Source organism: Tessaracoccus yangjingae (assembly GCF_055326235.1).
This window is the reverse complement of sequence record NZ_JBUZNN010000021.1, coordinates 1-21,174: the sequence shown is the minus strand read 5'-3', so window position 1 is coordinate 21,174 and position 21,174 is coordinate 1. Positions and strand designations below refer to the sequence as shown.

Genomic DNA, 21,174 nt, shown 5'->3' with positions numbered 1-21,174 from the left:
AAATGCCGCTGACTAGGACTGTTGGGCGGTTTGGCTGTTCCTGGCGGGGGGTGGCGGCACTTCGTGCCGCCGGGGGCGAGGAATCCCCCGGCCCGTGAACGGGCCGGGGGATGCTCTAATGTTGCTTTCTCTCCCGGTTTAGGTGCGCGCTAGCGCGCATCTGTTGTTGGTTTGGTCAGACGGCGCTCATGGTGGCGAGCCACAGGGCGGGGCTGGTTCGGGTGAGGTTCCCGAGCATCCCCACGGCTGGGGAGTCGGGGGCGTGGGCTTCCAACTCCAGCAGGACGTTGGTGGCGGCTGCGCCGTTGTGGGATGCCCACGCGGCGACGGTGAGCATCGAAAGGACGTTGTACAGGTGTTCGTCTGCGCACCAGCGGCGCATGGCACACAGGGCGCGGAAGGCGCCGTGGGGATCGAGCACGATGCTGTCGACAGCGTCGTTGAAGTGCTCGGGGCTGGCCGCGAGGATCGCGCTGGCTTCTGCGGCCTGCTCCGGCGACGGGTCACAGGCAAGGGCAGCGGTGAGCGTCAGTGTGCGCTGCATCGAGTCGAGCGCGGCGATCCTGCCCATTGCGGCATCGAGCGCGGTGGGCTGACGCTCGGCGGTCACGGCGGCCACCACGTCATCGCGGCTAGCCTGCGGCAGTGGCGCGGTGAACGGTTCGCCGTCGAGCAGCTGGCCGCCGTCGCAGCGCCACGCGGTCTCTTCGTCGGTGACGTGCTGGGTGATCACCAGCCCGTCGAGCACGCCGCTGGCGCTGGCTGTAGCCCACCAGCAGCACGCCGTCTGCGCCGGTGCTGTCCAGCGCGGGAGTCACGCCCGTGGACGCCTCCACCGCGTCGGCCAGATCCATCCGCGCACAGAACGCCACCGTCCGACCGACAAGCGCCACAACGACGGCCGATTCAACCGGCTGAAACCCCATCCGTTCAGCGGTGGACTCAATCACCGCTGACGGTGACGATGCCAAAAACTTCTCATGTAGGGGTCGTCCAGGTTGTTGTACGGCGGCGAGATCCAGATGGCTGAGATGCCCATGCCGGCGAGGTAGGGCATGCGGTCTGCCAGTCCGCGCCAGTCCCCGCCGAAGAAACGGTTGATGTCGGTGCGGTCGGGGTCGTAGCTGTTCGCTTTGCCGTAGGGGTTGTTGTTGGATGGGTCGCCGTCGGCGAACCGGTCGGTGAGTACCTGGTAGATCGTGTCGGTCTCGTAGTTGGTCGTGTTGGCGACCCCGGTCGCAGTGCATGCGCTTACGGCATGCGCGGGTACCTGTGCTGGACCGGCGGCGACACCGAGCAACGCGGTCAGCAGGCCCGCGCATAGCGCGGCCCCGGCCTTAACGCGCGAGCGGCGTCTCAGGGGGCGTACTGCTGGACTGGCCATGGTGTTCCTTCCTCGGGGTGGACAGGCGCTTAGCGGGTGGGCAAGGACGTGATGTTGACCGCCGGGCCGTGGGCGCGGAACTCGGCTGTGCCGTTTGATATCCGTGGCGCTGTTCCGTAGAGCGGTTCGGCGGTGGCGGCTCCGAGTGGTGACAGGTCGATCCGCACCGGCGGGTGGGGTGCCCGGGCGCAGTGCACGAGCACCCGCTCGGTTGCCGACTCGCGCAGGAAGATGGCCACGTCGCCCTGGGCGTGGACCCAGCGCAGGCCACCGTGCCGCAGGGCGGTCGAGGCGGCGCGGACCGCGGCCAGGCGTTGGTAGGTGGAGCGCAGTTCCTCGTCGACGTCGTGCCGGTCCCAGGGGTACGGTTTGCGGCCGTCCTCCGCGAACTCGCCGGTCATGCCGATCTCGTCGCCGTAGGTCAGCATCGGGATGCCGGGCATCGTGAAGAGCAGTCCGGCTGCTACCTCTCCAAGGCCGGTGGACTCCCCGAGCAGGGTGCGGATGCGGGTGGTGTCGTGCGATCCGAGGAGGTTGAAGCTGTGGGCGATGGTGCGCCACGGGGCGTGCGCGGTGAAGTCCCGCATGGTCGCGGCCATGGCCTCCGCGCCGAGGCGTGGGACGGGCAGAGGTGATCCGAGGAAGTTGGCGGTGTGCTCGGGGCTGCGCAACCACGTCCATACCGGTTTGGTGAAGCCGGCGTAGTTCATCACCCCGTGCCAGCCATCGCCGAGCGCGTCGCGGGTGTAGTCGTGGGCGTGCTCGGCGACCAGCAGCGCCTGAGGGTTGGCGGTCACCATAGCGGTACGGGTCTGGCGCGCGACATCGGCGTTGAGATCGTCCATGCCGTGGCGGCCGGTCATGTTCGCGACGTCGATGCGCCACCCGTCGAGCCCGTGGCGACCCACCCATCGGGCGACCACGCCGTCGACCGGGTCGAAGAACTGCTTGCGGAGTTCTGGGCTGGTGAAGTTGAGCTTGGGCAGGGACCGCACTCCGAGCCACGAGGCGTAGTCACCGGCGTCGTCGAAGTAGTAGAAGTCGCGTTCTGGGCTGTCGGGGTCGGCCAGCGCCCGGCTGAACCACTCGTGGCCGTCCCCTGTGTGGTTGGTCGTCAGGTCGCCCAGGACCCGGAGGCCTCGCTGGTGGGCGGCCTCGACAAGGGCGGCGAGGGCGGGGTCCCCGCCGAGGAAGGGGTCGACCCGGTCGAAGGTGCTGGCGTCGTAGCGGTGGTTGGAGCCGCCGGGGAAGAACGGCGTCAGGTACAGCACGTTCGCGCCGAGCTCGACGATGTCGTCCAGGTGGGCCCGGACGCCGTCCAGGTCACCGCCGTACCACTGAGAACCGATGCGTTCGAGAGAGGTGTCGACCGGGTCGGTCCAGGCAGCCGGGCTGGCCCAGGCGGGCGGTGTCCGGTCAACTGACCGGGCGAATCGATCCGGAAAGATCTGGTAGACGATGGCGTCGGTGGACCAGCGCGGCGGCGCCGGGAACGCGGTGAGGCGGAAGTCGGCGGCGTCGGGGACGTCGCGGCCGTGCACCCCGGCCCCGTTCAGCCAGGCGTAGCCCGTGGCGCCGCCCTCGAGGATGAACCGGTAGTTGGTCACAGGGTTGCGGCAGACGATGTCCGCGCGCCACCAGGTCTCGGTCTCGTCGGCGCGGTCCACCGTGGCGGGGACGAACTGCTGCTCGCCGTCCGGGGTGACCCGGACGTGGACCGAGTCAACGGCGCAGGCGTGCGGTACGCGCACGAACACCGAGACCGTCTCACCGAGGCTGGGGCTCGGGTTGGAGACGTAGAGCTCCGAGCCGTCGTGGTGCGGCTGGTGGATGGAGAACGTTGACATATCAGCCTTTCACTGATCCCGTGGTCAGACCACCGACGATGTGGCGCTGCAGGGCCAGGTACAGGACCACGACCGGCAGCGAGGCGAGGATCGACCCGGCGGCGAACTGGCCGAAGTACTCGTTGTTGTTGTTGGCGAAGGTGGCCTGAAGCCCCACGGCGAGGGTCTTGTGGTTGGTGTCGGTCAGGAAGATGCCGGCCATCATGAACTCGTTGATGAACCCGACGAAGGAGAACGTCGCCACGGTCGCGAGGATCGGGGCGACCAGACGCAGGATCATCCCGAAGAAGATCTGGGCGTGGGAGGCGCCGTCGATCTTGGCGGCTTCGTCGAGCTCGCGCGGAACGGTGTCGAAGTAACCCTTGAGGAGCCAGATGTTCGCGCCCATGGAGCCGCCGAGGTAGACAATGATCAGCCCGGCCGCGGTGTTCAGGCCGATCTGGGGGAAGATGTCGCCGATCTCGATGAACGTGACGTAGATGGCGATGAAGGCCAGGAGTGCCGGGAACATCTGGATCAGCAGCAGGAAGATCAGCGCCGGCCGGCGTCCCGCGAACCGGAACCGCGTGAACGCGTAGGCCGTGCATGCCCCGATGAACACCGAGCCGGCGGTGGCGACGCCGGCGATGAGGATGGTGTTGAGATACCACCGCCAGAACGGGCGGATGGGGTCGGTGAACAGTTCCTCGAAATTCGCCAGGGACGCCCCGTTCGGCACGAGGCTGCTGCTGTTCAACGTCCCGGCCGGGTTCAGCGCAGCGAAGACGATGAACACGATGGGCCCGAGCGCCCACACCAGGGCCAGGGCGGCCAGCACATGACGCCACCCCTTGCTGGCGCCCCTCGGCCGAGGTCCCTGCGTGTGGGCAGGAGCTGCCCCTGGCTCGGGCACCACGGGTGGGCGGGGGCCGGCGGTCAGACCAGTGGACATCAGTGCACCTCTTCCAGGGCGGCGGTGCGCCGGAACGCACTCACCGACAGCAGCGAGACGATGGCGAAGATGAAGATCGAGATGGCGGAGGCGAAACCGAAGTTGGCCTCCGTGGAGCCGAAAGCCAGCCGGAACGCATAGGTGATCAACAGGTCCGTCCCGCCCTGCGTGGGGTCGCTCGCCTGGAACGGTCCTCCTCCGGTCAGGAGATAGATGAGCCCGAAGTTGTTGAAGTTGAACGCGAAGGAGGCGATCAGCAGCGGCCCGACGGCGACAAGCAGCAACGGCAGCGTCACGGAGCGGAGCATGCGCCACGGCGACGCGCCGTCGATCATCGCGGCCTCGCGCAACTCCGCCGGGATCGACTGCAGTGCTCCTGTACAGACCAGAAACATGTACGGGAAGCCGAGCCAGAGATTGGTCACGAGGACCGCGACCTTGGCCCAGGCCGAGTCGCCCAACCAGTTCGTCCCGAGGCCGGTCAGGTTGTTGATCAGACCGAACTCCTGGTTGTACATGCTGGCCCACACCAGTGCGGTGACGAACCCGGGCAGCGCGTAGGGCAGGATCAGCAACGACCGGTAGATGCGCTGGCCACGCATGCCGGGGTCGTTGAACAGCAGCGCGAGCAGCAGTCCCAGAGCGAAGGTGGAGATCACCGAGAGCGCGGCGAAGGCCAGGTTCCAGGTGAAGATGCCGACGAAGCCGCTCAGCAGGGCCGGGTCGGTGAGCACCCGCTCGAAGTTGGCCATGCCCACGTTCTCCTTCCAGCCCTGGGGGAAGGAACGGCCCGAGCCGTCGGCGGCGACGAACCGGGCATCCTCGGCGATGTACTCCGTGCCGGTCTCGGTGTCGGTCAACCGGTCCGTCCCGGGGTCGTAGGTGATCGTGGTGCGGCTCTGGTAGGCCTCTGTCAGTCCGGCTTGCTTGATGCTCACCCCGTCCGCGACCGGGACGAGGTATGTGCTGAGCTCCTCGGAGCGGGCGTTCACCTCCTGCGCGGAGAGGAGCGTGTACCCATCGACGGCCACCAGCCGTCCGCCGTCGTCGACCGTGACCTCCTCCGCCGGCAAGGGCTCCAGCCCGGACCCGTCCCCGACCTGAAGCTCCCCGCCGGGTGCTCGCAGCAGGAAGAGCAGCTCGCCGAGCAGCGGGTCGGCCCCCTCGGGCACCGCGACGGTGAGCTGGTAGCGGGGCTGACCGGGGATCTCGCGGACCGAGCTGGCGATGACGAGCTCGATCGCCTCCTCCTTGGTCACCCGGTGCCCGTCGCCGTAGTTGGTGAACGCGGTGGCCACCGTGTACGCCACCGGCCAGATCTGCAGGGCCAGGAGCAGGAGCAGCCCCGGCAGCAGGTACTTCATCGGGACCCGCTTGCGCCCGCCGTACACGGCGAGCACGGCGAAGATGGCGCCGGCCACCAGGGTGACTCCGAGCCAGCTGCCAGCCTGCACCAGCCGGGGGGTAGCGACAATGGCCACCACGGTCACGACAGCGAGCGTCGTGAGGGCCACGACGCGGCCCGCCGGCAGGCGACGATGCACAGGCGGCTGGCCGGTCCCGGTTGCGGGGCGGGTCCTCGGTGGGTTCTGCAGATCGACCGTCACGGGTTCCTCCTCGAGCGGCGGGCGCTTCGTGGATGCGGGGGCGGCGCCAGCGCGCCGCCCCCGCCACGGTTTGGTCACTGGCCGATCGCCTCGGTGATCGCCGAGGCGGCGTCCGTCATGATCTGGTTCGGGTCGCCCTCCCCAGCGGCGATGTTGGCGATCGCGATGCCCAGCGGGCCCCACACGGCGTCCATCGCGGGGATGGACGGCATCGGGTCGCCGTTGGCACCGGCGGCGCTCCACGCCTGGAGCTCCGGGTCGGCCGCCGAGAGCTCGGCGTTGAGGGAAGCCAGGGCCGGCGGGCGCTGGCCCTGCTCGAAGAGGGCGCGCTGAACGTCGGGGCGACTGACGTACCTCAGTGCGAACTCCTGGGCGAAGGTGGCGTTCTCCGCCTTGCTGGAGACGTAGAACAGTTGCACGCCAACGAACGGGCGGGTCGGCTGCCCGCCTTCGAACGGCGGGATCTCGCTGACCGCATAGTTGATGCCCGCGTCTGCGATGTCACCGGTGGCCCAGGGCCCGGTGACGAGGAACGGGGTCTCGCCCCGGACGAAGAGGTCGAGCGCCTCGTTGAACGTGATCGACGTGCTGAGCGCACCCTGTTCCGTCATCCAGGCGAGCTTCTCCGCGACCGCTGCGCCCTCCGCCCCGTCCAGCCCGAGATCGGCGGGGTCGTAGTCCCCCTCGGCGTCACGGCCGAAGACGTACCCGCCCGCCGAGGTGATGAACGGCTCGGCGTGGTACGGGTCACCCTCCTGACCCACCGGCATCACCATCGGCTTCGAAGCCTTGCCGCTCGCGACGAGCTCGTTGCCGAGGGCGAGCATCTCCTCCACGGTCCCGGGCACGTCCGGGGCAAGCTCGGTGTTGCGGATCAGGCCGATGTTCTCCACGGCGTACGGGACCCCGTAGACGCTCCCGTCGCTCGTCGCAGCCTCGATGCTGTTCGGCAGGAACTGTTCCTGCACCTCTGCGCTCATCGGAACAGGTGCAATGACCCCGTTCTCCACGAACTTGCCGATCCAGTCGTGGGCACCGACCACGAGGTCGGGGCCGTTCTCGGCGAGGGTCGCCGTGACGAAACTGTCGCGCCCGTTGTCGTTGACAGTCTGCACGACCGCCGTGATGCCGTTCTCCTCGGCGAACTCCTCAAGGAACGGCTGGAGCACCTGGGCTTTGGCGTCGTCCGCCCACAGCACAAGTTCAGCGTCCGGGTCCCGCGCCGGTGGACCCGTCGGCGACTCTGTGGCGCTGGCCACAGGCTCCGCCGCCGGCTCCGCAGCGGACGAACCGCCGCCGTTTCCGCTCCCGCAGGCGGTGAGCGCGAGCCCCAGCCCGGCCACCGCGGCCACCATGAAAATCCTTGCCCGTCGTTGCATCGGGTCCTCCTTTGAGATCCGAAAGGTTGATGCGAGACCGGCTCACATCTCTGTGAGGCGGGGTATCTCGCCCGCGCGAAGGGCCGCGCTGAACGCAGCATAGCACCACCGATTGCCGTAATGGAACAGATCTTGCGTGCACTCTTGCAATCGATGCAACATCGTTTTGCACGGGCTTACGCACCACCATGCTTGAGAAACCACCATGCTTGAGAATAGGTCGAAGGAGCGGATGCAAGATTCGCGCAATGTCGTTGCGGTCCTTGCGCTGGCGGTGCTAGCATCGTACGTATGGCCGCAACACTCCTGGACATCGCCGCGACGGTCGGCGTGAGTGCCGCGACCGCGAGCCGCGCCCTCAGCGGGAAGGCCGGCGTATCGGCCGAGGTGCGTCGTCGGGTGCTACAAGCAGCAAGCGAAGTCGGCTACGACCGCTCGTCGCAGCGACCTGGGATCCGGGCACGCACCGGAACGTCCAAGGCTCTTCCTGTCGGCGTCATCGTCCCGGAGCTGGACAACCCCGTCTTTCCTGCCTTCGCCCAGCAGATGGCCACAAGGCTGGTCCAGCAAGGGCACATGCCGATGGTCTGCTCCCAGTCCGCCCCCGGGGTCTCTGAGGACGAGTGGATCGAGCTTCTGCTCTCCTACAACATCGCCGGACTGATCGTGGTCTCCGGCATGCACGCCGACACCCACGCCTCCACGGACCGCTACGTTCGCCTCCGCCAGGCAGGCATCCCCCTCGTGCTGATCAACGGGCACGTGCCGACCCTGGACGCGACAAGCATCTCCGTCGACGACGCCCTCGCCATGCAGGCCGCTGTCGACCACCTCTTCGCCCTCGGACACCGGCGCCTCGGCCTCGCTCTCGGCCCCGAGCGGTACGTCCCCGTGATCCGCAAGGTCGACGGCTTCACCCATGCCCTGCAGACCCGCGGCTTCCCTTCGGGGGCCGCACCGCTGATCCGGCACTCGATGTTCACCGTCGAGGGCGGATCCTCGGCCGCCGGTGAGCTCCTAGATGAAGGAGCCACCGCCATCATCTGCGCCTCCGACGTCATGGCCCTCGGAGCAATCCGGGCCGCGCGAGCCCGTGGTCTCGCAGTCCCCCGCGATGTCTCGATCGTGGGGTTCGACGACTCGATGCAGAGCGCCTTCACCGACCCCCCGCTGACCACCATGCGCCAGCCGGTCAGCGCGATGGCAGGTGCCGCCGTCCACGCACTGGTCGAGGAGCTCCAGCAGGGAACCCACGCCACAAGCGAGTTCCTCTTCGCCCCAGAACTCATCGTGCGCGGCTCAACCGCAGCCGCCCCGGATGCGCGACGCCCGGCACCTCGCATGGTAACCACGGCGGTCTGAGCTTTCCGGCCCTACCAACGCCGGTTCGTCAACCCAGACTTCTGAAGACGTCGAAGGCGACAACTCCACCGATCATGGCCGCGCCTCCTCCCATTCGCACTGTCGTCACCGACTTTCAGTTTCAGGGCGACGCTGACCGTGCCGAGCAGGACGCCAGCGTCGACTTCGCCCACCAGATCACCGGCTGCATGCAACGGCGCGATCATCCGTGCGACCAGGCTCGACCAGGAGTCGGAACCCGGCGAGCTCCACGCTGCGGTGTTCAGAATCGATTCGAATCTGAGACTCAGCGTGTCCCGCAGGGCGGCCGGCCTACGGAACCGTCGGAGCCTGGTCGATATCGTCGAATCATGGCTGTTGACAACGAGTACACGGTCGATACCGACCTGGCCCGCATCGATCTCTCGAAGATCCACCACTGGCTTTCGACGGACGCCTACTGGGCGCTCGGCCGCACACGCGAAACAGTTCAGCGGGCCGCGGAGGGGTCATTGAACTTCGGCGTCTACTACGGCGACGGCGACCTTTGCGCCTATGCCCGTGTCGTGACGGACGAGGCGACCTTCGCTTGGCTATGCGACGTTTACGTCGATCGCAACTTCCGTGGCCGCGGACTTGGACAACTCCTGTCCCAGGCGGTCGTCGACACTCTGCTACCGATGAACCTTAAACGCGTGATGCTTTCGACGCCTGATGCACACGGACTCTACGAACAAGTGGGCTTTGCACCGTTCCCAGATCCACAGAAGCTGATGATCCTGGATCACGTCCGGTGAAAGGACCGGCTCACGGCAGTTCCCGGCTCGGCATAGAGGGCGGGTTACCCGTCGGTTTCAGGACGCGCCGAGCGACGATCGCCGCGTGAGGGCGCTTCCCTGGGTCGCTACGTGAGTGCACCGTGAGCACTTCGAAACCTGCATCGACCAGGTGCCGACTCAGCTCGTCGATGGGCCAGTAGTAGGGCGGTCGTGACCGCGTGCGGGAACGGCTCGACCGCGGCCCCTTCAAAGAAGCCCACAAGTAGGGCCCCGCCGACCACGGTGCACCGGGCAAATTCCCGGAGAGCGGCAGGCACCTCATCCGGTGCGAGGTGTATCAGCGAGTACCACGCCAGAATGCCGGCGGCGTAGCCCTGCCGGCACCCCTAGGTCGGCAAGACTCGCTATCCGAAACGGCACGTGTGGGAACCGTTCGCGTGCGCGAGACAGGAACTCCGGCACGATGTCGACACCTTCGGCAGCCAGGCCCTGGCTAGCTTCATGGTCTTCCCCTTCCGGAAGATGCTGGGGTGCTGGTCAAGCACCCCCTGTTTGGATGACTCCAACCTACCGCCACCCACCGACAAATGGGGCTGTCAGGCCGTGGTTCCCACCGTCACGACCCGGTTAGGGGTCGTGACGGTGGGGAAGGGGTAGTTGGTTAGGGGTCGTGGGGGTGGAGATATGTTTGGGGTAGGTTTCGGTGGTGTTGGTCACACGGCCAGGCTCTTCCTTGCGGCCCCTCCTGCAGCTGCACTGGCCGGCTCGGGCCGGATTGGCCCAGCGTCCAACATGGTGAACGGTGCGGGGGGTTCACCCCCACATCAACCCCGCCCCGTTCACCCCTTTGCGTCAACCGGCGTCGTCACTCATGAACGAAGTCCGGGCGCGGGGGTCATGCTCTGCGCCAGACCATGACCCGGTCCTCGGAGACCTTTAGTGGCGCGTCGGCGGGGCCTTTGATGTAGGGCGCGATCCACTGCAGCCTGCGTAGTGCACGATCGGGGCCGTAGGCCTGGTTGGTCCAGTGTCCTCGCACCAGGTGCCGTACTGTCAGCCGTCGGCCGGTGGTTTCGTCGCGGTCCATCTCGATGTGGCGCAGGGGGCGCAGGTCGATGATGGTGACCGATTCCGAGGCTGGGGTTTGCGGTGTTGCCCCGATGCCGGTGCGGCCGTCGAGTGAGCGGCGTTGCGCCACGGTTGGGGTCATCATCATCGTCCAGCAGGCAGCCAGCAACGACAAGATCGACAAGATCGCGGTATCGCCTGGTTGGCCGAACTCGTCAAGGATCTGACCGGCCGCTAGCTCGTCGAGGTCGATGGGCAGCGCCGCTTGGGGTTTGGCCGTCACTAGGGGCACCAGGTGCCGGGATGGGTTGGGTGAGATGCTCCGTCGGCCCAGCGCGGCTGCGTGGCACAGCACATCGACTTCGATTCTGCCGTCGGGCATCGTGCGCCACGCGAGCCCGGCTACCGCAGCTGAGACGCGCGTTGGTTCCTGGTCCCCGTGCAGCACCAGTGGAGCCTCGATCGGGGGGAGTGCGTCACCGAAGCCGAGTAGTCCGTTGAGGGCCGGCCGGTCTGTCCAGGACAGCACCGGCACGTCGAGCGCACCATCCATCGACATCTGTGCCATGTCACGGGTGACCCAGAACAGGTCGGCTTGTTGCAGTTGGGTGGCATCTGTTTCGAGCGCGACCGCGGCCGTGGCTACGACCGCGGCGTCGGGATGCCCGGCGCCCAACGCGCGTTGGGCCAGGGCGCTGCCGCGGGCAGCGTCGGCACGTAGGGATCGCACCATGTCGCGGCGGATCTCGGGCATCAGCCGCGGCGACCAGCGGGCTCGTTTAGCCATCGGGATCCTCGGCAGCGCGGATTGTGACGTGAGGCAGCTGCCAGAGCACCCGTGCCGCGATCATTCGCTGCCAGCCCAGTGGCATTGTCTCTCCGGAGTCATCCTCCACGAGCACCATCTCTGGCACAGCCCGATCGGCCAGTAGCTCGACCTCGTGGGCAACCGTCTCGGCTGCTCTCTCGTCGAACTCGCGCAGGTTGCCGGCCGCCCAGGCCGGGATTGGCGTCTTGCCGGATTCCCAGCGCTCCACGGTGCGGGTTGCGATGCCCAAGACGCTTGCCAGGCTGGTGGGGGTGAAACCCAGCCCAGCCCTGATGGTCTTGAATGTCTGGGTGTTCATCAGGGCAGGATGATTTCTGCGATGGCGTCTCGCGTCAGCCCGGCCTCAGTCAGTGCCCGATCCTCAGCTGCACGCCAGGGTGCTGCGTCTTCTTCGTCGTCGCCGGCGTTAAGTCCATCGACGGCCAGCTGGTTGATCTCGTCGCCGTCAGCGTCGTAGGCGACGACGGCCACGACCCACACCTGATGGGCCGTGGTCCAATCCTCGAGGAGGACGGCTCCATCAGGCCGCACAGTGTCGTCGAACTTGGTGGTCAGACTCCACACGAGACGGTACGTGGCGCTGGCTGTGGTGGCGTTCATAGTGGCCCTCCTGGCGGGGTTCGGCTCCGGCCTGTGCCGGTGCCTGCACACCCATTATATGTCGCATTATGCGACACATTAAGGTTGGGTAGCGCTCAGTCGCCTGGTGAAACCCCTCCAGTGGATGGATCTGACGCTACAGGTTGCCAACGACAAGAACAGTCATTCCCACACCCACGACCCGGTTAGGGGTGCTGGGGTGGGGTGTGGGCGGCCGTAGCCGCCACACACCCCTCTCTTGCCGGATCAGTCTTCTTCGATGCCCCATTCGATGTCATCGCCGTCGATGTCTGCGATCCACTGTTTGATGTCGTAGCCGTCGATGTCCTCGGTGGCGGTCTCGAAGTTGCGGCCCTCGACATCACGGTAGAAGGTCACGGTGATCTGGGCGCGGTAGTCGCGGCTGCGGCCACTGAATCCCTGATCCTCCATGAACTCGTCGTAGCGCTCGCACAAGTCATTGTCATCGGCCCACTCGTTGGCAGCGTCGTTGAGTTGGGCCTTGAACTGCTGGTAGGCGTGATGTTGGGCCATGAGCAATTCGATGGTGCGCGCCGATTCCCGTTCCCGGTTGGGCACGGTGACGATGGTGGCGGGGTCGCTGATGTAGCGAGACTGCACCGAACCGTTGATGAGCATGTGGGCCAACAATTGGTTTCCGTTGACGGTGTGGGGCTGGAGCCAGACCATCTCCTGGCCGTGGAACTGCACGACGGTGCCCGGTTCGGGCAGGACCGCGTTCGATGCCTCTTCCACGGAGACCGGGCCGATCACGGTGAGCAGGTGGCCGTCCTCGAACGCCCTCAGTTCAAGGCAGCTGCGGTTGTGGAAGATGTGGCGACCAACCAGCCGCAACCCAAGCTCTTCAACTGGGGTGGTCGCGACAGCAGTAGCAATAGACATGAGCCCTCTCCTTCAAAGGGTCAGGGAGGCTGGTGAGGCCTCCATCGGATACTCCGATTCTACCGCCCAGCACCGACAAAGACCCTTGTCAGAACGGGTTTCCCTCCCCCTCGACCCGGTTAGGGGTCGAGGGGGAGGGAAAACCGCAATGGCCGAGGGGGCTAAGGAGCGGTGCGTAGCAGCGTCTTGACGACCCCTACCCACGGAAGGACGAAGACAAGCGACGCCAGTTCCTGGGATAGGAAGTCGTCGAGCCACGCTCCTGCAATTCCTACGAAGAGGAGCACCCCCACCCAAGGCGCGATGATCTCGTCCTTGGCGACAACCTTTCGGACTGCTGAGGAGGGGGAAGCGACGGGCCTGAGCACGACTCCTAGCCCGAGGGTGACGGGGGCTAGAACGGCACAGCCCCGATGATTCGAAGGTCCAAAGGCGGCGGTACCAACGGTGCCGGCAGGGGTGTCTGCGCAGGTAGGCGCATCTCGCCGGTGTAGAGCACGAACAGGACTCCTACGGCCAGGCATATAGCCATCACCCCCACGAAAGCGCCCCACTTCGGCTTCGGAGCGTCAGTTCTGCCTGGTGGTGGGCGTCGAGCGCTGCGGTGAGCGCTGCCTCGGCGCGCTCGGCGGCGCGGCGGTGGCGGTGCTCGGAGTGGTGGCCGATTTTGATCGGCTCCCCCATCGGGGGCAGCTTCCCGGCGGCGGCGACGGCGGCGCGGTCGGCCTGTTCCTGCAGATGGTTGGTGCGCTGCTGTTGGCGGGCGATCCTGTCGGCCTCCACTGCGGCGGCGGGGCGGGTGCGGTCGTCGAGGTCGAGCCCTACAGTGAAGCCGGCGTCCCGCAGCGCCTGGGCGGTCCGCTCGATGCATACCTGCTCGGGGCGCTGGTCGCGGGTCCGCGGCAGGTACCAGGCGCCCAAGCTTCGGCCCCAGCGCCACCGGTGCGTTTTCAAGATCTCGGCGGATCCGTCGCCGCGGCTGGTGCCCCACACGAGGGTTCCTTCTGCTGCGCTGTGCGCGATGATCAGCGACATCACTTCGCCCCTTTCCTGGGCAGGTCTGGGAGCTGGTGAGACTCCCCGTTGTGGATGAACTCCACCCTAGCCGGCGCCACCGACAACACGACCGGGTGTGCCGCCATCCCGCCCCGGGTAGGGGGACGGGGTGGTGGGGCGGACCCCCTGGGGGGTGGGGTCCGCCTGGCGGGAGTTCTTAGTTGGGTAGGCGCATGAGCATGATGACGTGTTCGAAGGTGTCGGTGCCGGTGAGTTTGATGGGTTTGCCGGGGATGTTGAATTCGATGGTGATGGTGTCTCCGTGGGTGTGGTTGACGCCGTCGAGGAGGTAGGCGGGGTTGATGCCGCCTGTGAACGGGGCGATGAGCTGGGTGTCGGCGTTGATGGTGGGGGCGTCGGCGGTGCGGTCGCGGGTGCCGGGGGCGATGGTGACTTGGTTGGTGTTGATGATGAGTCGGGCTGGGGTGTTGGGTTCGGCGAGGACGGCGGTGAGTGCGTGGGCGCGGTCGGCGGCGTCACGGAAGGCGGTGCGGTCGAGGGTGGCTGTGGAGGCCTGGGTGAGGTTGAACAGGTGGGTGACGCGGGGGTAGTCGCCCTGGGGGTGGAGGATCCGCACGGTGAGGGTGCCGCTGGTGAGGGTGATCCACTGGTTGGTGTCGTGGCCGTCGGTGCCGAGGATGATCTGGGTGCCGTCGCAGAATGGCAGCAGTTTGGCCATGAGGGGGCCGGGCAGCAGGATCGTCTGGGTGCTGGTGCCGTGGGCGTCGATGGTGCCGCGGGAGAGTCGGTAGCGGTCGGTGGCGAGCATCGTGACCTGGGTGTCGGTCAAGGTGGTGTGCACGTGGGTGAAGATGGGCAGCAGCTGGTCGGTGCCGGCGGCGGCGACGACTCGGGTGAACATGGCGGCGAACTGGTCACGGTCGGCCACGTGGGTACCGGGGGTGGCCTGCGGGATCGTGGGCAGTGTGGCGTCGGGCGCGACCGTGACCGGCAGGCTGTAGCCGCCCACACCGAGGGTGGCCGTGTCGCCGGTGATGTCGATGTCGACGCTCAGCTGGTCGAGCTGGCGCTTGCTGGTGCCTTTGACGGCCGCCGGCAGGATCTTCGACAGTTCCGCCCAGGGCACCATGACGCGGCCGGAACCGGTGACGGTGGCCGGCAGGCTGACTGTCACCGCAGCACCCGCATCGGCAGCGGTCACTGTGAGTGTCCCGTCGCCGGCGGCGAGCTCGACGTGCGGCAGCATCGACCGGGTGCCGCCGGCCAGCAGCCCGGTGGCCTTCAACGCGGCCAGCAGATCCCGGTAGCCGGCCTTGACGGTCGAGTCGACGGCAACAACAGCGGTAGCGATAGACATGAGAACCCCTTTCCAGGTCCTTGTCGGGGGCTGGTGAGACCCCCTTGTGTGGATGACCCCAATCTATCGGCCCCCACCGACCAAAACCAGAAATTGCCCTCCGCCCCGACCCGGGTAGGGGGTCGGGGTGGAGGGTCAGTTTCTCTCCCCTGGCTTGGGGCTTCGTCTGCGTCTGGGTATTAACCGGTTAATTCCGGCGGGGGCGGTGGCTGGGGGCTGGGGTGCTGGTCTTGTCGGGTGTGGCTCGTAGGGTCCGGGCATGACGACGAAGCGTTCCCAGTTCGGTTCTTTGGCTGACCGGCTGGGGTTGTCGACGGCGGCGCCGGCGTCGGCGGTTGGGGGTGGTGCGGCATGTGTGGGTGGATGCGGTGGTGCCTGGGCTGGTGATGGATCGGCGTAGGGATGGGGCGGGGTGTTGGGAGGGGTTGGTGGTGTGGGTCCGTGACGGGCGGTGCTGTCAGGAGTGGATCCCGGGGGCGCGGATCTCCACGGTCACGGTGGACCGCCACACGCCCGGGGGTGAGTCACGATGACTCACCCCCGGGGCGTGTGGGGGCTCAGTGTTGGTTGAGGTGGTGGTCGAGTCGGCGGCGGGTGTCGGCGACTCGTTGCCAGGCGCGGGTGAGGGTGGCGGTGGCGGTGTCGACGTCGGCGCGGGCGGCTTCGATGTCGGCGCGTAGCTGCATGGCGCGGTCGTTGCCGCGGACCGCGGCGGGTATGGCTTGGGTGATGTCGTGGGCTGTGGTGACCAGTTGGGCGGTGTGGTCACGGATCAGGGCGTTGGGTGCACTGGAGAGGGGGTGGGTGGCGTCGCCGGGCACGGCCATCAGGGGCCGGCCGATTGCTGTGGTCCAGGTGGTGGTGTTGAGGGCACCGGATCGGGCGGCGGCTTCACCGATCACGGTGCCGCGGGCCAGGGCGGCGATGATCCGGTTTCTGGCCTGGAAGGTGTAGCGGGTGGGCGTGGTGCCGGGGGGCATCTCAGAGATGAGTGCCCCGCGGGCGGCGATGCTGCGTGCCAGGTCGTGGTGGGCGCTGGGGTAGGGCCGGTCCAGTCCGCTGGGGAGCACTGCGATGGTGGGGCCACCGACTTCGAGGGCGCCGCGGTGCGCGGCTGCATCGATCCCGAACGCCATGCCCGAGATCACGCTGAAGCTGGCCGCGGCGATGCCGGCGGCGAGACCCTCGGCGACGTGTAGGCCGGCGGTGGTGGCGGCGCGGGCACCCACGACGGCCACGCCGGCGGGCAGCTCGTCGAGACGGGCACCTACCACCCATAACCCGAACGGGGCCCCTGTCTGGCCGCCCACCTCCACGCCGTCGAGGTCGTTGAGCTGGGCCGGCCACTCCGCGTCACCGGGGATGACGAACCGGGCCCCCACCTCGGCCCCGGCAGCAGCAACCCGCCGAAGGTCGATGCCCGCCGCGGCGCGGCCCCAGCGGCTGTCACGATCGGAGAGCAGCCGGCTCCACGTGTCGACCGCGCCACGGTGAGCCACCTCGGCCACCAGCCCCGGGGCACCCAACGGGACCAGCGCACACAACCCCATGCGCGCGGCACGCTCATCAACAGCAACCGGGGACGCATCAACAGACATCAGAGGATCTCTCTTTCATAGAGCAGCGGGCCGTGGTGAGCAGCCCCTTGAATGGATGACTCCAACCTAGCGGCAGCCACCGACAAGAACCCGTCCCCTTCCACCACCCCGCCCCGGGTAGGGGGTCGGGGTGGTGGCGGGTCTAGGCGGCGGCGGTGTTCTTGGGTCGTGGGTTGTTGATGGTGGTGGTCGGGTCATATTCCTGGCCGCGTATCCAGGAGCTGCCGGCGGCCAGGCCGGTGTAGCGATCGATGTGGGCCCACTGTGCGCATTCGCCGATCACCGGGCAGTCGTCACACAGTTCGAGCACGGAGCGGGCAGCCTCAGCGGCGGCCGCGTTGTGGGGCGCGTTGGCGTGCCGGATTTCGGCGTCATTCCACCCGGTGCCAGGTACTGCGCAGTTGCCTTCGAGTGCGAGCAGTCCCGCCAGGTCGGTGGCCTGACGCTGGCGCCAGATTCGATTCAGCAGGTGGGTCCGCCAGATTCGACGGTTCTTCAGCAGGGGCCGACGGGACGTCACTTGGCACCACCTCGCGGCGTTGGCTTGTTGCGTGCCAGCCACACGCCCCACACCACGGCGATGATCAGCAGCGACACCACGGGGATGATCCGCGCCCAGTCGAGGCCGGCTCCCCCAGCTCCAGGGATCGCCAGCACGGGGGTGGCTGCGGCTGATGCCAGCACGTGATGTTCCACCAGCCAGGCGGCGGCCGCGGGTGTCCGCGAGGCAGCGATCCCGACGGCGGTGGCCAGGACGGCTGGCCCGGCCAGTAATCCGACCAGGATCAAGGTGGTGGTGTCGTCGTCGAGCTGTCCTTGGGTGTTCACAGTGCTCCTTCCGTGTCGTATGAGGCGCGGCGGCTGGTGACGCGTTCACCGAGGTTCAGGCCCACGGCTCCGGTGTTGTCTTCGTCGTCGCGCCAACACAGCAATACCGAGGTGGGGTCCATGGGGTCTTCTTCTGGCTCTTCGTCGACGGTGACCCAGTACCCCGGCTCGAGCTCGACCAGGTCTCCGATGGAAAGCACCAACGGGTCCACGTCGACTTGCGCGCCGTAACTGTCCGAGAAGCCGTCGAAGGAGGGGTCGTCTTCTGCCGACTCGTCGCCGTCGGCGGAAGTGTCGGCTCGCGGTGTGTAGCCGCGTGCCGAGATGGGGATCCCGAACATCGCCATCGGTGACGACATCTCCCGGGCGCGTGCCGAGTCGGCTGCCACGTTGGTGATCGGGTCCAGATCCGGCCGCGCCTCAGCCGGCACCCAGTCGGCTGCACACCAGGCCAGGTACTCCGAGCCGGCCTGCGTGACCTCATCGTCTGTTGGCGGAACGATCAGCAGCCGGCCATGGCGGCGCATCGCCTCATCGGGCATCAGCCCTTCGAGGATCGCGAGCTCGTCCTGGTCCAGGCGGCGGCGGGCCCTGCGCGGGTCGGGGACACGGTAGGTCTGGATCTCGACTGGCCTGTTGTTGTCGTCGATGGTGGTGGCGCGGCCGCGGCAACCCCGCGGGACGGTGGTTCCGATGTTGGGGTCCTGGTACATCATCATCGCGCCCTGCGGGCTGAGGCGTCCCATCGAGATCCGGCAGCGGAAGTTGTCTCGCATGTCCCCGCCGAAGTACTCGGCGTCTGGGCGTTGGGTGGCGAACAGCAGGTGCACGCGCGACGATCGGCCTTTGCGTGCGATGGAGGCAACCTTCTGCAGTACCGGCGGCTTGGTCGGCATCCCTTTGACCTTGACCATGGCGTACCAGTCGGTCAGGTTGGCCCGGAAGTCTGACCACTCGTCGATGAACAGCATCAGCGGCTCGAAGTCGTCCTCGCTTGCCTTACCGGCCACGATCAGCTGGTAGCGGTGTTCCATCACTTCGTGGGCCCTGCTGATCACGGCAATCTGCTGCTCAACGGTGGAGGCAACCGTCTGCACGTTCGGCCAGTCCCGCCAGCCCAGGAACTCGATGGCTTTCCCGTCGACCACCCACACCGGCCACCCCCACTGGGCAACCGAGGCAAGGATGTTGTGCTCCAGGACCGTCTTGCCCGTGCCCGGGGCCCCGACCACCATCAGGTTCGGATCCACAGCTGGACGCCAGCTGAGCGTGTTCCCGTCCTCGTCGACGCCGAAGTCGATGCTCACCTTGTCGTAGGTGGCAAGGACATCGCGCCTGGTGTCGACGTCGGCTCGGGGCAGCCACACCGTCGACGGGAACGGTGGCCGCAACTCGAAGGTGACCTTGTCGTGCTCCAGATCCCACTTGCAGCGCCACCGGCCCTGATGCACGTACCCGAAGGTCCGTTCGATCTTGGCCCGGTAGCCCCCGCTCGACGCGACCTTCGTGGTGGGAATGTGGCGTACCTCGAACGAGGCCACATCACCGTCGCCGGCGGTGCGGACCGCGGCCACCCGCGCCCCGGCTCCCAGCAGGTCTGCGATGGTGCGAGACACGCGCTGCTCGACCGGGTTCGCCTTGGTCGCGTCGCGGGTCACCAGCACCACGCGACGGGTCCGCCGATCGTGCCCGAGGATCGAGGCAGACACGTCGAGTCGGCGTTGGGTGACATCGAGGACGCCCTGCTTCCAGGTCGGGTCGCCGTCTTTGGCTGTGGCGTCGTAACGAATCACCACCTTGCCCGGCGTGCCCGGCCAGCCTTTCCAGCCGCGCGTGACCACCGTGGCCCTGGGGCCGATCAGAGGGACAAGCCCTTCCTCGAGCGACAGGTGGAGCCGTCGCCGCTCCTGGTCACGATGCCCAAGGACCCCGACTGAACTCGCGACCAGGATGCCGCCGGCCCCAATCCAGCCGGCCCAGTCCCCCATCCCGACCATCGGCGCCACAGCCGCAGCGCCCACACCAACGAGCCCCCACGTCAGAGCCTGGGGAACATAGCTACTGCTGGTGCTCACAGTCATGAAATGGCCTCCTCATCCATAGAGGAGGCCACCAGATGGGACCGACCGTGACCGGCCACCGTCGATCCACGCCTCACACGACCGCGGAAGACCCAGGCGTCACCCACGGAAGCGCTATATGAGGCGCCATATAGGCCCTGTATAGGGGGTGCTAACCGCATATAGGCCCTATACGCCGGCCGCATAGGGGGTCATATAGCGGCTGGCGATCCACACCCGACGCCTTGCCCTGTCGCGCCTCGTTGACCCCCCGGGGAGACTGGCATGAAACGACCCGACGAAGGAGGAAGCGGATTCATGCCGACTCAACGGTCGGTACGTCCTCAATCATCCCGGGCAGAGCTCCGCCACCTCCGGAACTTGGAACGTCCGCGCGGTCCGCGGCAGAGTCGGATGTTGCGAGGCTTCAGCCAACTCCCTGGGTTCGAGCCTGTCGGCAGCCCGAGGGACGACCCGTGTCTGACCGACCGACGGTCGCGCGCCCGGGGTCGAGCGAATGCGTCAGTGAGCCCAAGCGGGCCATGCCCGATCTCGCGTATGGTCGTGTCCATGCGGAGCCCACTCGCGCGTGAGGACGTTAGCATCTGGCCCGCGACCGAGGACCGCTTCACAGACGCATGCGCGGCCGTGAGCCCAGGCTGCTGGTGCGTGCTTCCCCGATTCGGGCCGAAGGACACCCCTGACGGTCGCGAGGCGAAGTTCAAGGAACTGCTGGTTGGCGACGTGCCCCCAGGCCTGATCGCGTACGTGGACGGCGAGGTGGCCGGTTGGCTTGGCTTCGGCCCTCTGGAGCTTCTGCCGGCCGTGAAGAATTCCCAGCGATTGACTCAGGTCGACCTGGCTCCGGCCTGGACGGTCGTCTGCTTCCGCATCCGGAGGAAGCACCAAGGCCGCGGGCTCGCACGGCTCCTGCTCCAGGCAGCGGTCGACTACGTGCGGAAGGCCGGCGCGCCGATCATCCAGGCCTACCCCGCCGACACCAGCGACGGACGGATGAACTCGACGGCGGCCTACGTAGGCACCACCACGCTCTTCGAATCCGAGGGCTTCGAGCGCATCACCAAAACCGTCGCGACGGCCGCCAACCACCCTCGCTGGCTCATGCGGTTTCGACTCGACTAGGTCAGGCCCGCGGCAGTTTCGGGCGTTCAGGCGGTCCGTGACCCGGCCGTGTCATCCAGTTCGTTGAGGACACTTCTCGTCAAGCTCGAGGGTCACCCCGCCTCAGACGCGGGCTGCAACCCGAGCCTCCACCGCGGAGACGGTCCCCCAGTGCCACCGCCCACGTTCAACCGGGCCCTAGGCCACCGCCACTACCGCCACTCCCCCGCGGACATCGCCACCCGCCACCCCCAGGTGCCGAAGCCGAGCGCGCGGAAACGAGCCCGCAGCGGCACCCTCTGTTCCGCCCCCTGAGCGTGGACCCCCGCACTGGCGTCCCGCCACCGCGGACACCCTCGACGCCGACACCGACATCTCCACCGCAGCGACCAACACCGCCACGGAACCGCTCGACTGACCACACCGCACGGCGGCACTCAGCCAGCCAGAGGCCACGCCTCGGATCGGCGAAGGGGCCAATCGGCAGGTTCGGTGTCGACTACGGCACCAAACCTGCCAATGTG

The 21,174-nt window shown here is 67.4% G+C and carries 19 protein-coding genes; 3 read left to right on the top strand and 16 right to left on the bottom strand.

Translation table 11 applies throughout. The features are described 5' to 3' along the window. Positions 1-175 precede the first annotated feature (175 nt). The 6 genes from ACZK5D_RS16435 to ACZK5D_RS16410 all read right to left on the bottom strand — a co-directional run bounded on the left by ACZK5D_RS16435 (position 176) and on the right by ACZK5D_RS16410 (position 7,148). Positions 176-748 (bottom strand): hypothetical protein, encoded by a 573-nt coding sequence (locus ACZK5D_RS16435; protein ID WP_463666092.1) that lies wholly within the window; start codon positions 746-748, stop codon positions 176-178. A gap of 198 nt (positions 749-946) precedes the next feature. After that, entirely contained in the window at positions 947-1,384 is a 438-nt protein-coding gene (locus ACZK5D_RS16430; protein ID WP_463666091.1) for an alpha-amylase family glycosyl hydrolase, read from the bottom strand. A 29-nt stretch (positions 1,385-1,413) separates the two neighbouring features. Beyond that, complete coding sequence (locus tag ACZK5D_RS16425) at positions 1,414-3,231, bottom strand: glycoside hydrolase family 13 protein (protein ID WP_459055574.1); 1,818 nt, start codon at positions 3,229-3,231, stop codon at positions 1,414-1,416. Between the two features lies 1 nt (position 3,232). Then, positions 3,233-4,048, bottom strand: a complete 816-nt coding sequence (locus tag ACZK5D_RS16420; protein WP_463666090.1) for a sugar ABC transporter permease — start codon at positions 4,046-4,048, stop codon at positions 3,233-3,235. Between the two features lie 113 nt (positions 4,049-4,161). Next, on the bottom strand, positions 4,162-5,769 hold the full coding sequence (locus tag ACZK5D_RS16415) for an ABC transporter permease subunit (RefSeq protein WP_463666089.1): 1,608 nt from the start codon (positions 5,767-5,769) through the stop codon (positions 4,162-4,164). A gap of 74 nt (positions 5,770-5,843) precedes the next feature. Then, complete coding sequence (locus tag ACZK5D_RS16410) at positions 5,844-7,148, bottom strand: sugar ABC transporter substrate-binding protein (RefSeq protein WP_463666088.1); 1,305 nt, start codon at positions 7,146-7,148, stop codon at positions 5,844-5,846. 291 nt (positions 7,149-7,439) lie between these two features. Here ACZK5D_RS16410 and ACZK5D_RS16405 point away from each other — a divergent pair, with 291 nt between their 5' ends. Both ACZK5D_RS16405 and ACZK5D_RS16400 read left to right on the top strand, forming a co-directional pair. Next, the gene (locus tag ACZK5D_RS16405) at positions 7,440-8,510 is read left to right on the top strand and encodes a LacI family DNA-binding transcriptional regulator (protein ID WP_459397982.1); all 1,071 of its coding nucleotides are present in this window, start codon (positions 7,440-7,442) and stop codon (positions 8,508-8,510) included. Positions 8,511-8,860: 350 nt separating this feature from the next. Continuing rightward, on the top strand, positions 8,861-9,286 hold the full coding sequence (locus ACZK5D_RS16400) for a GNAT family N-acetyltransferase (RefSeq protein WP_459055579.1): 426 nt from the start codon (positions 8,861-8,863) through the stop codon (positions 9,284-9,286). 877 nt (positions 9,287-10,163) lie between these two features. Here the strand turns inward: ACZK5D_RS16400 and ACZK5D_RS16395 are convergent. The 10 genes from ACZK5D_RS16395 to ACZK5D_RS16350 form a co-directional block, all read right to left on the bottom strand. Continuing rightward, the gene (locus ACZK5D_RS16395) at positions 10,164-11,123 is read right to left on the bottom strand and encodes an AcrVA2 family anti-CRISPR protein (RefSeq protein ID WP_463666087.1); all 960 of its coding nucleotides are present in this window, start codon (positions 11,121-11,123) and stop codon (positions 10,164-10,166) included. Further along, positions 11,116-11,463, bottom strand: coding sequence for a helix-turn-helix domain-containing protein (locus ACZK5D_RS16390; RefSeq protein WP_463666086.1), 348 nt, complete (start codon positions 11,461-11,463; stop codon positions 11,116-11,118). The genes ACZK5D_RS16395 and ACZK5D_RS16390 overlap by 8 nt, the downstream gene beginning before the upstream one ends. Continuing rightward, the gene (locus tag ACZK5D_RS16385; RefSeq protein WP_463666085.1) at positions 11,463-11,765 is read right to left on the bottom strand and encodes a hypothetical protein; all 303 of its coding nucleotides are present in this window, start codon (positions 11,763-11,765) and stop codon (positions 11,463-11,465) included. Before ACZK5D_RS16385 ends, ACZK5D_RS16390 begins: the two co-directional genes overlap by 1 nt. Before the next feature lie 246 nt (positions 11,766-12,011). Further along, the gene (locus ACZK5D_RS16380) at positions 12,012-12,668 is read right to left on the bottom strand and encodes a hypothetical protein (RefSeq protein ID WP_463666084.1); all 657 of its coding nucleotides are present in this window, start codon (positions 12,666-12,668) and stop codon (positions 12,012-12,014) included. Between the two features lie 531 nt (positions 12,669-13,199). Beyond that, positions 13,200-13,703, bottom strand: a complete 504-nt coding sequence (locus ACZK5D_RS16375; protein WP_463666083.1) for a DUF3560 domain-containing protein — start codon at positions 13,701-13,703, stop codon at positions 13,200-13,202. Between the two features lie 178 nt (positions 13,704-13,881). Further along, positions 13,882-15,042: a hypothetical protein gene (locus ACZK5D_RS16370; RefSeq protein ID WP_463666082.1), complete on the bottom strand. Its 1,161-nt coding sequence runs from the start codon at positions 15,040-15,042 to the stop codon at positions 13,882-13,884. A 557-nt stretch (positions 15,043-15,599) separates the two neighbouring features. Then, the gene (gene dprA / locus ACZK5D_RS16365; RefSeq protein ID WP_463666081.1) at positions 15,600-16,640 is read right to left on the bottom strand and encodes a DNA-processing protein DprA; all 1,041 of its coding nucleotides are present in this window, start codon (positions 16,638-16,640) and stop codon (positions 15,600-15,602) included. A 142-nt stretch (positions 16,641-16,782) separates the two neighbouring features. Then, complete coding sequence (locus tag ACZK5D_RS16360) at positions 16,783-17,160, bottom strand: hypothetical protein (RefSeq protein ID WP_463666080.1); 378 nt, start codon at positions 17,158-17,160, stop codon at positions 16,783-16,785. Beyond that, complete coding sequence (locus ACZK5D_RS16355; RefSeq protein WP_182800659.1) at positions 17,157-17,468, bottom strand: hypothetical protein; 312 nt, start codon at positions 17,466-17,468, stop codon at positions 17,157-17,159. The genes ACZK5D_RS16360 and ACZK5D_RS16355 overlap by 4 nt, the downstream gene beginning before the upstream one ends. Continuing rightward, positions 17,465-19,549, bottom strand: coding sequence for an FtsK/SpoIIIE domain-containing protein (locus ACZK5D_RS16350; protein WP_463666079.1), 2,085 nt, complete (start codon positions 19,547-19,549; stop codon positions 17,465-17,467). The genes ACZK5D_RS16355 and ACZK5D_RS16350 overlap by 4 nt, the downstream gene beginning before the upstream one ends. Positions 19,550-20,197: 648 nt before the next feature. Between ACZK5D_RS16350 and ACZK5D_RS16345 the strand changes: the two genes are divergently transcribed. Then, the gene (locus ACZK5D_RS16345) at positions 20,198-20,671 is read left to right on the top strand and encodes a GNAT family N-acetyltransferase (protein WP_463666078.1); all 474 of its coding nucleotides are present in this window, start codon (positions 20,198-20,200) and stop codon (positions 20,669-20,671) included. The last annotated feature ends 503 nt before the right edge of the window (positions 20,672-21,174 follow it).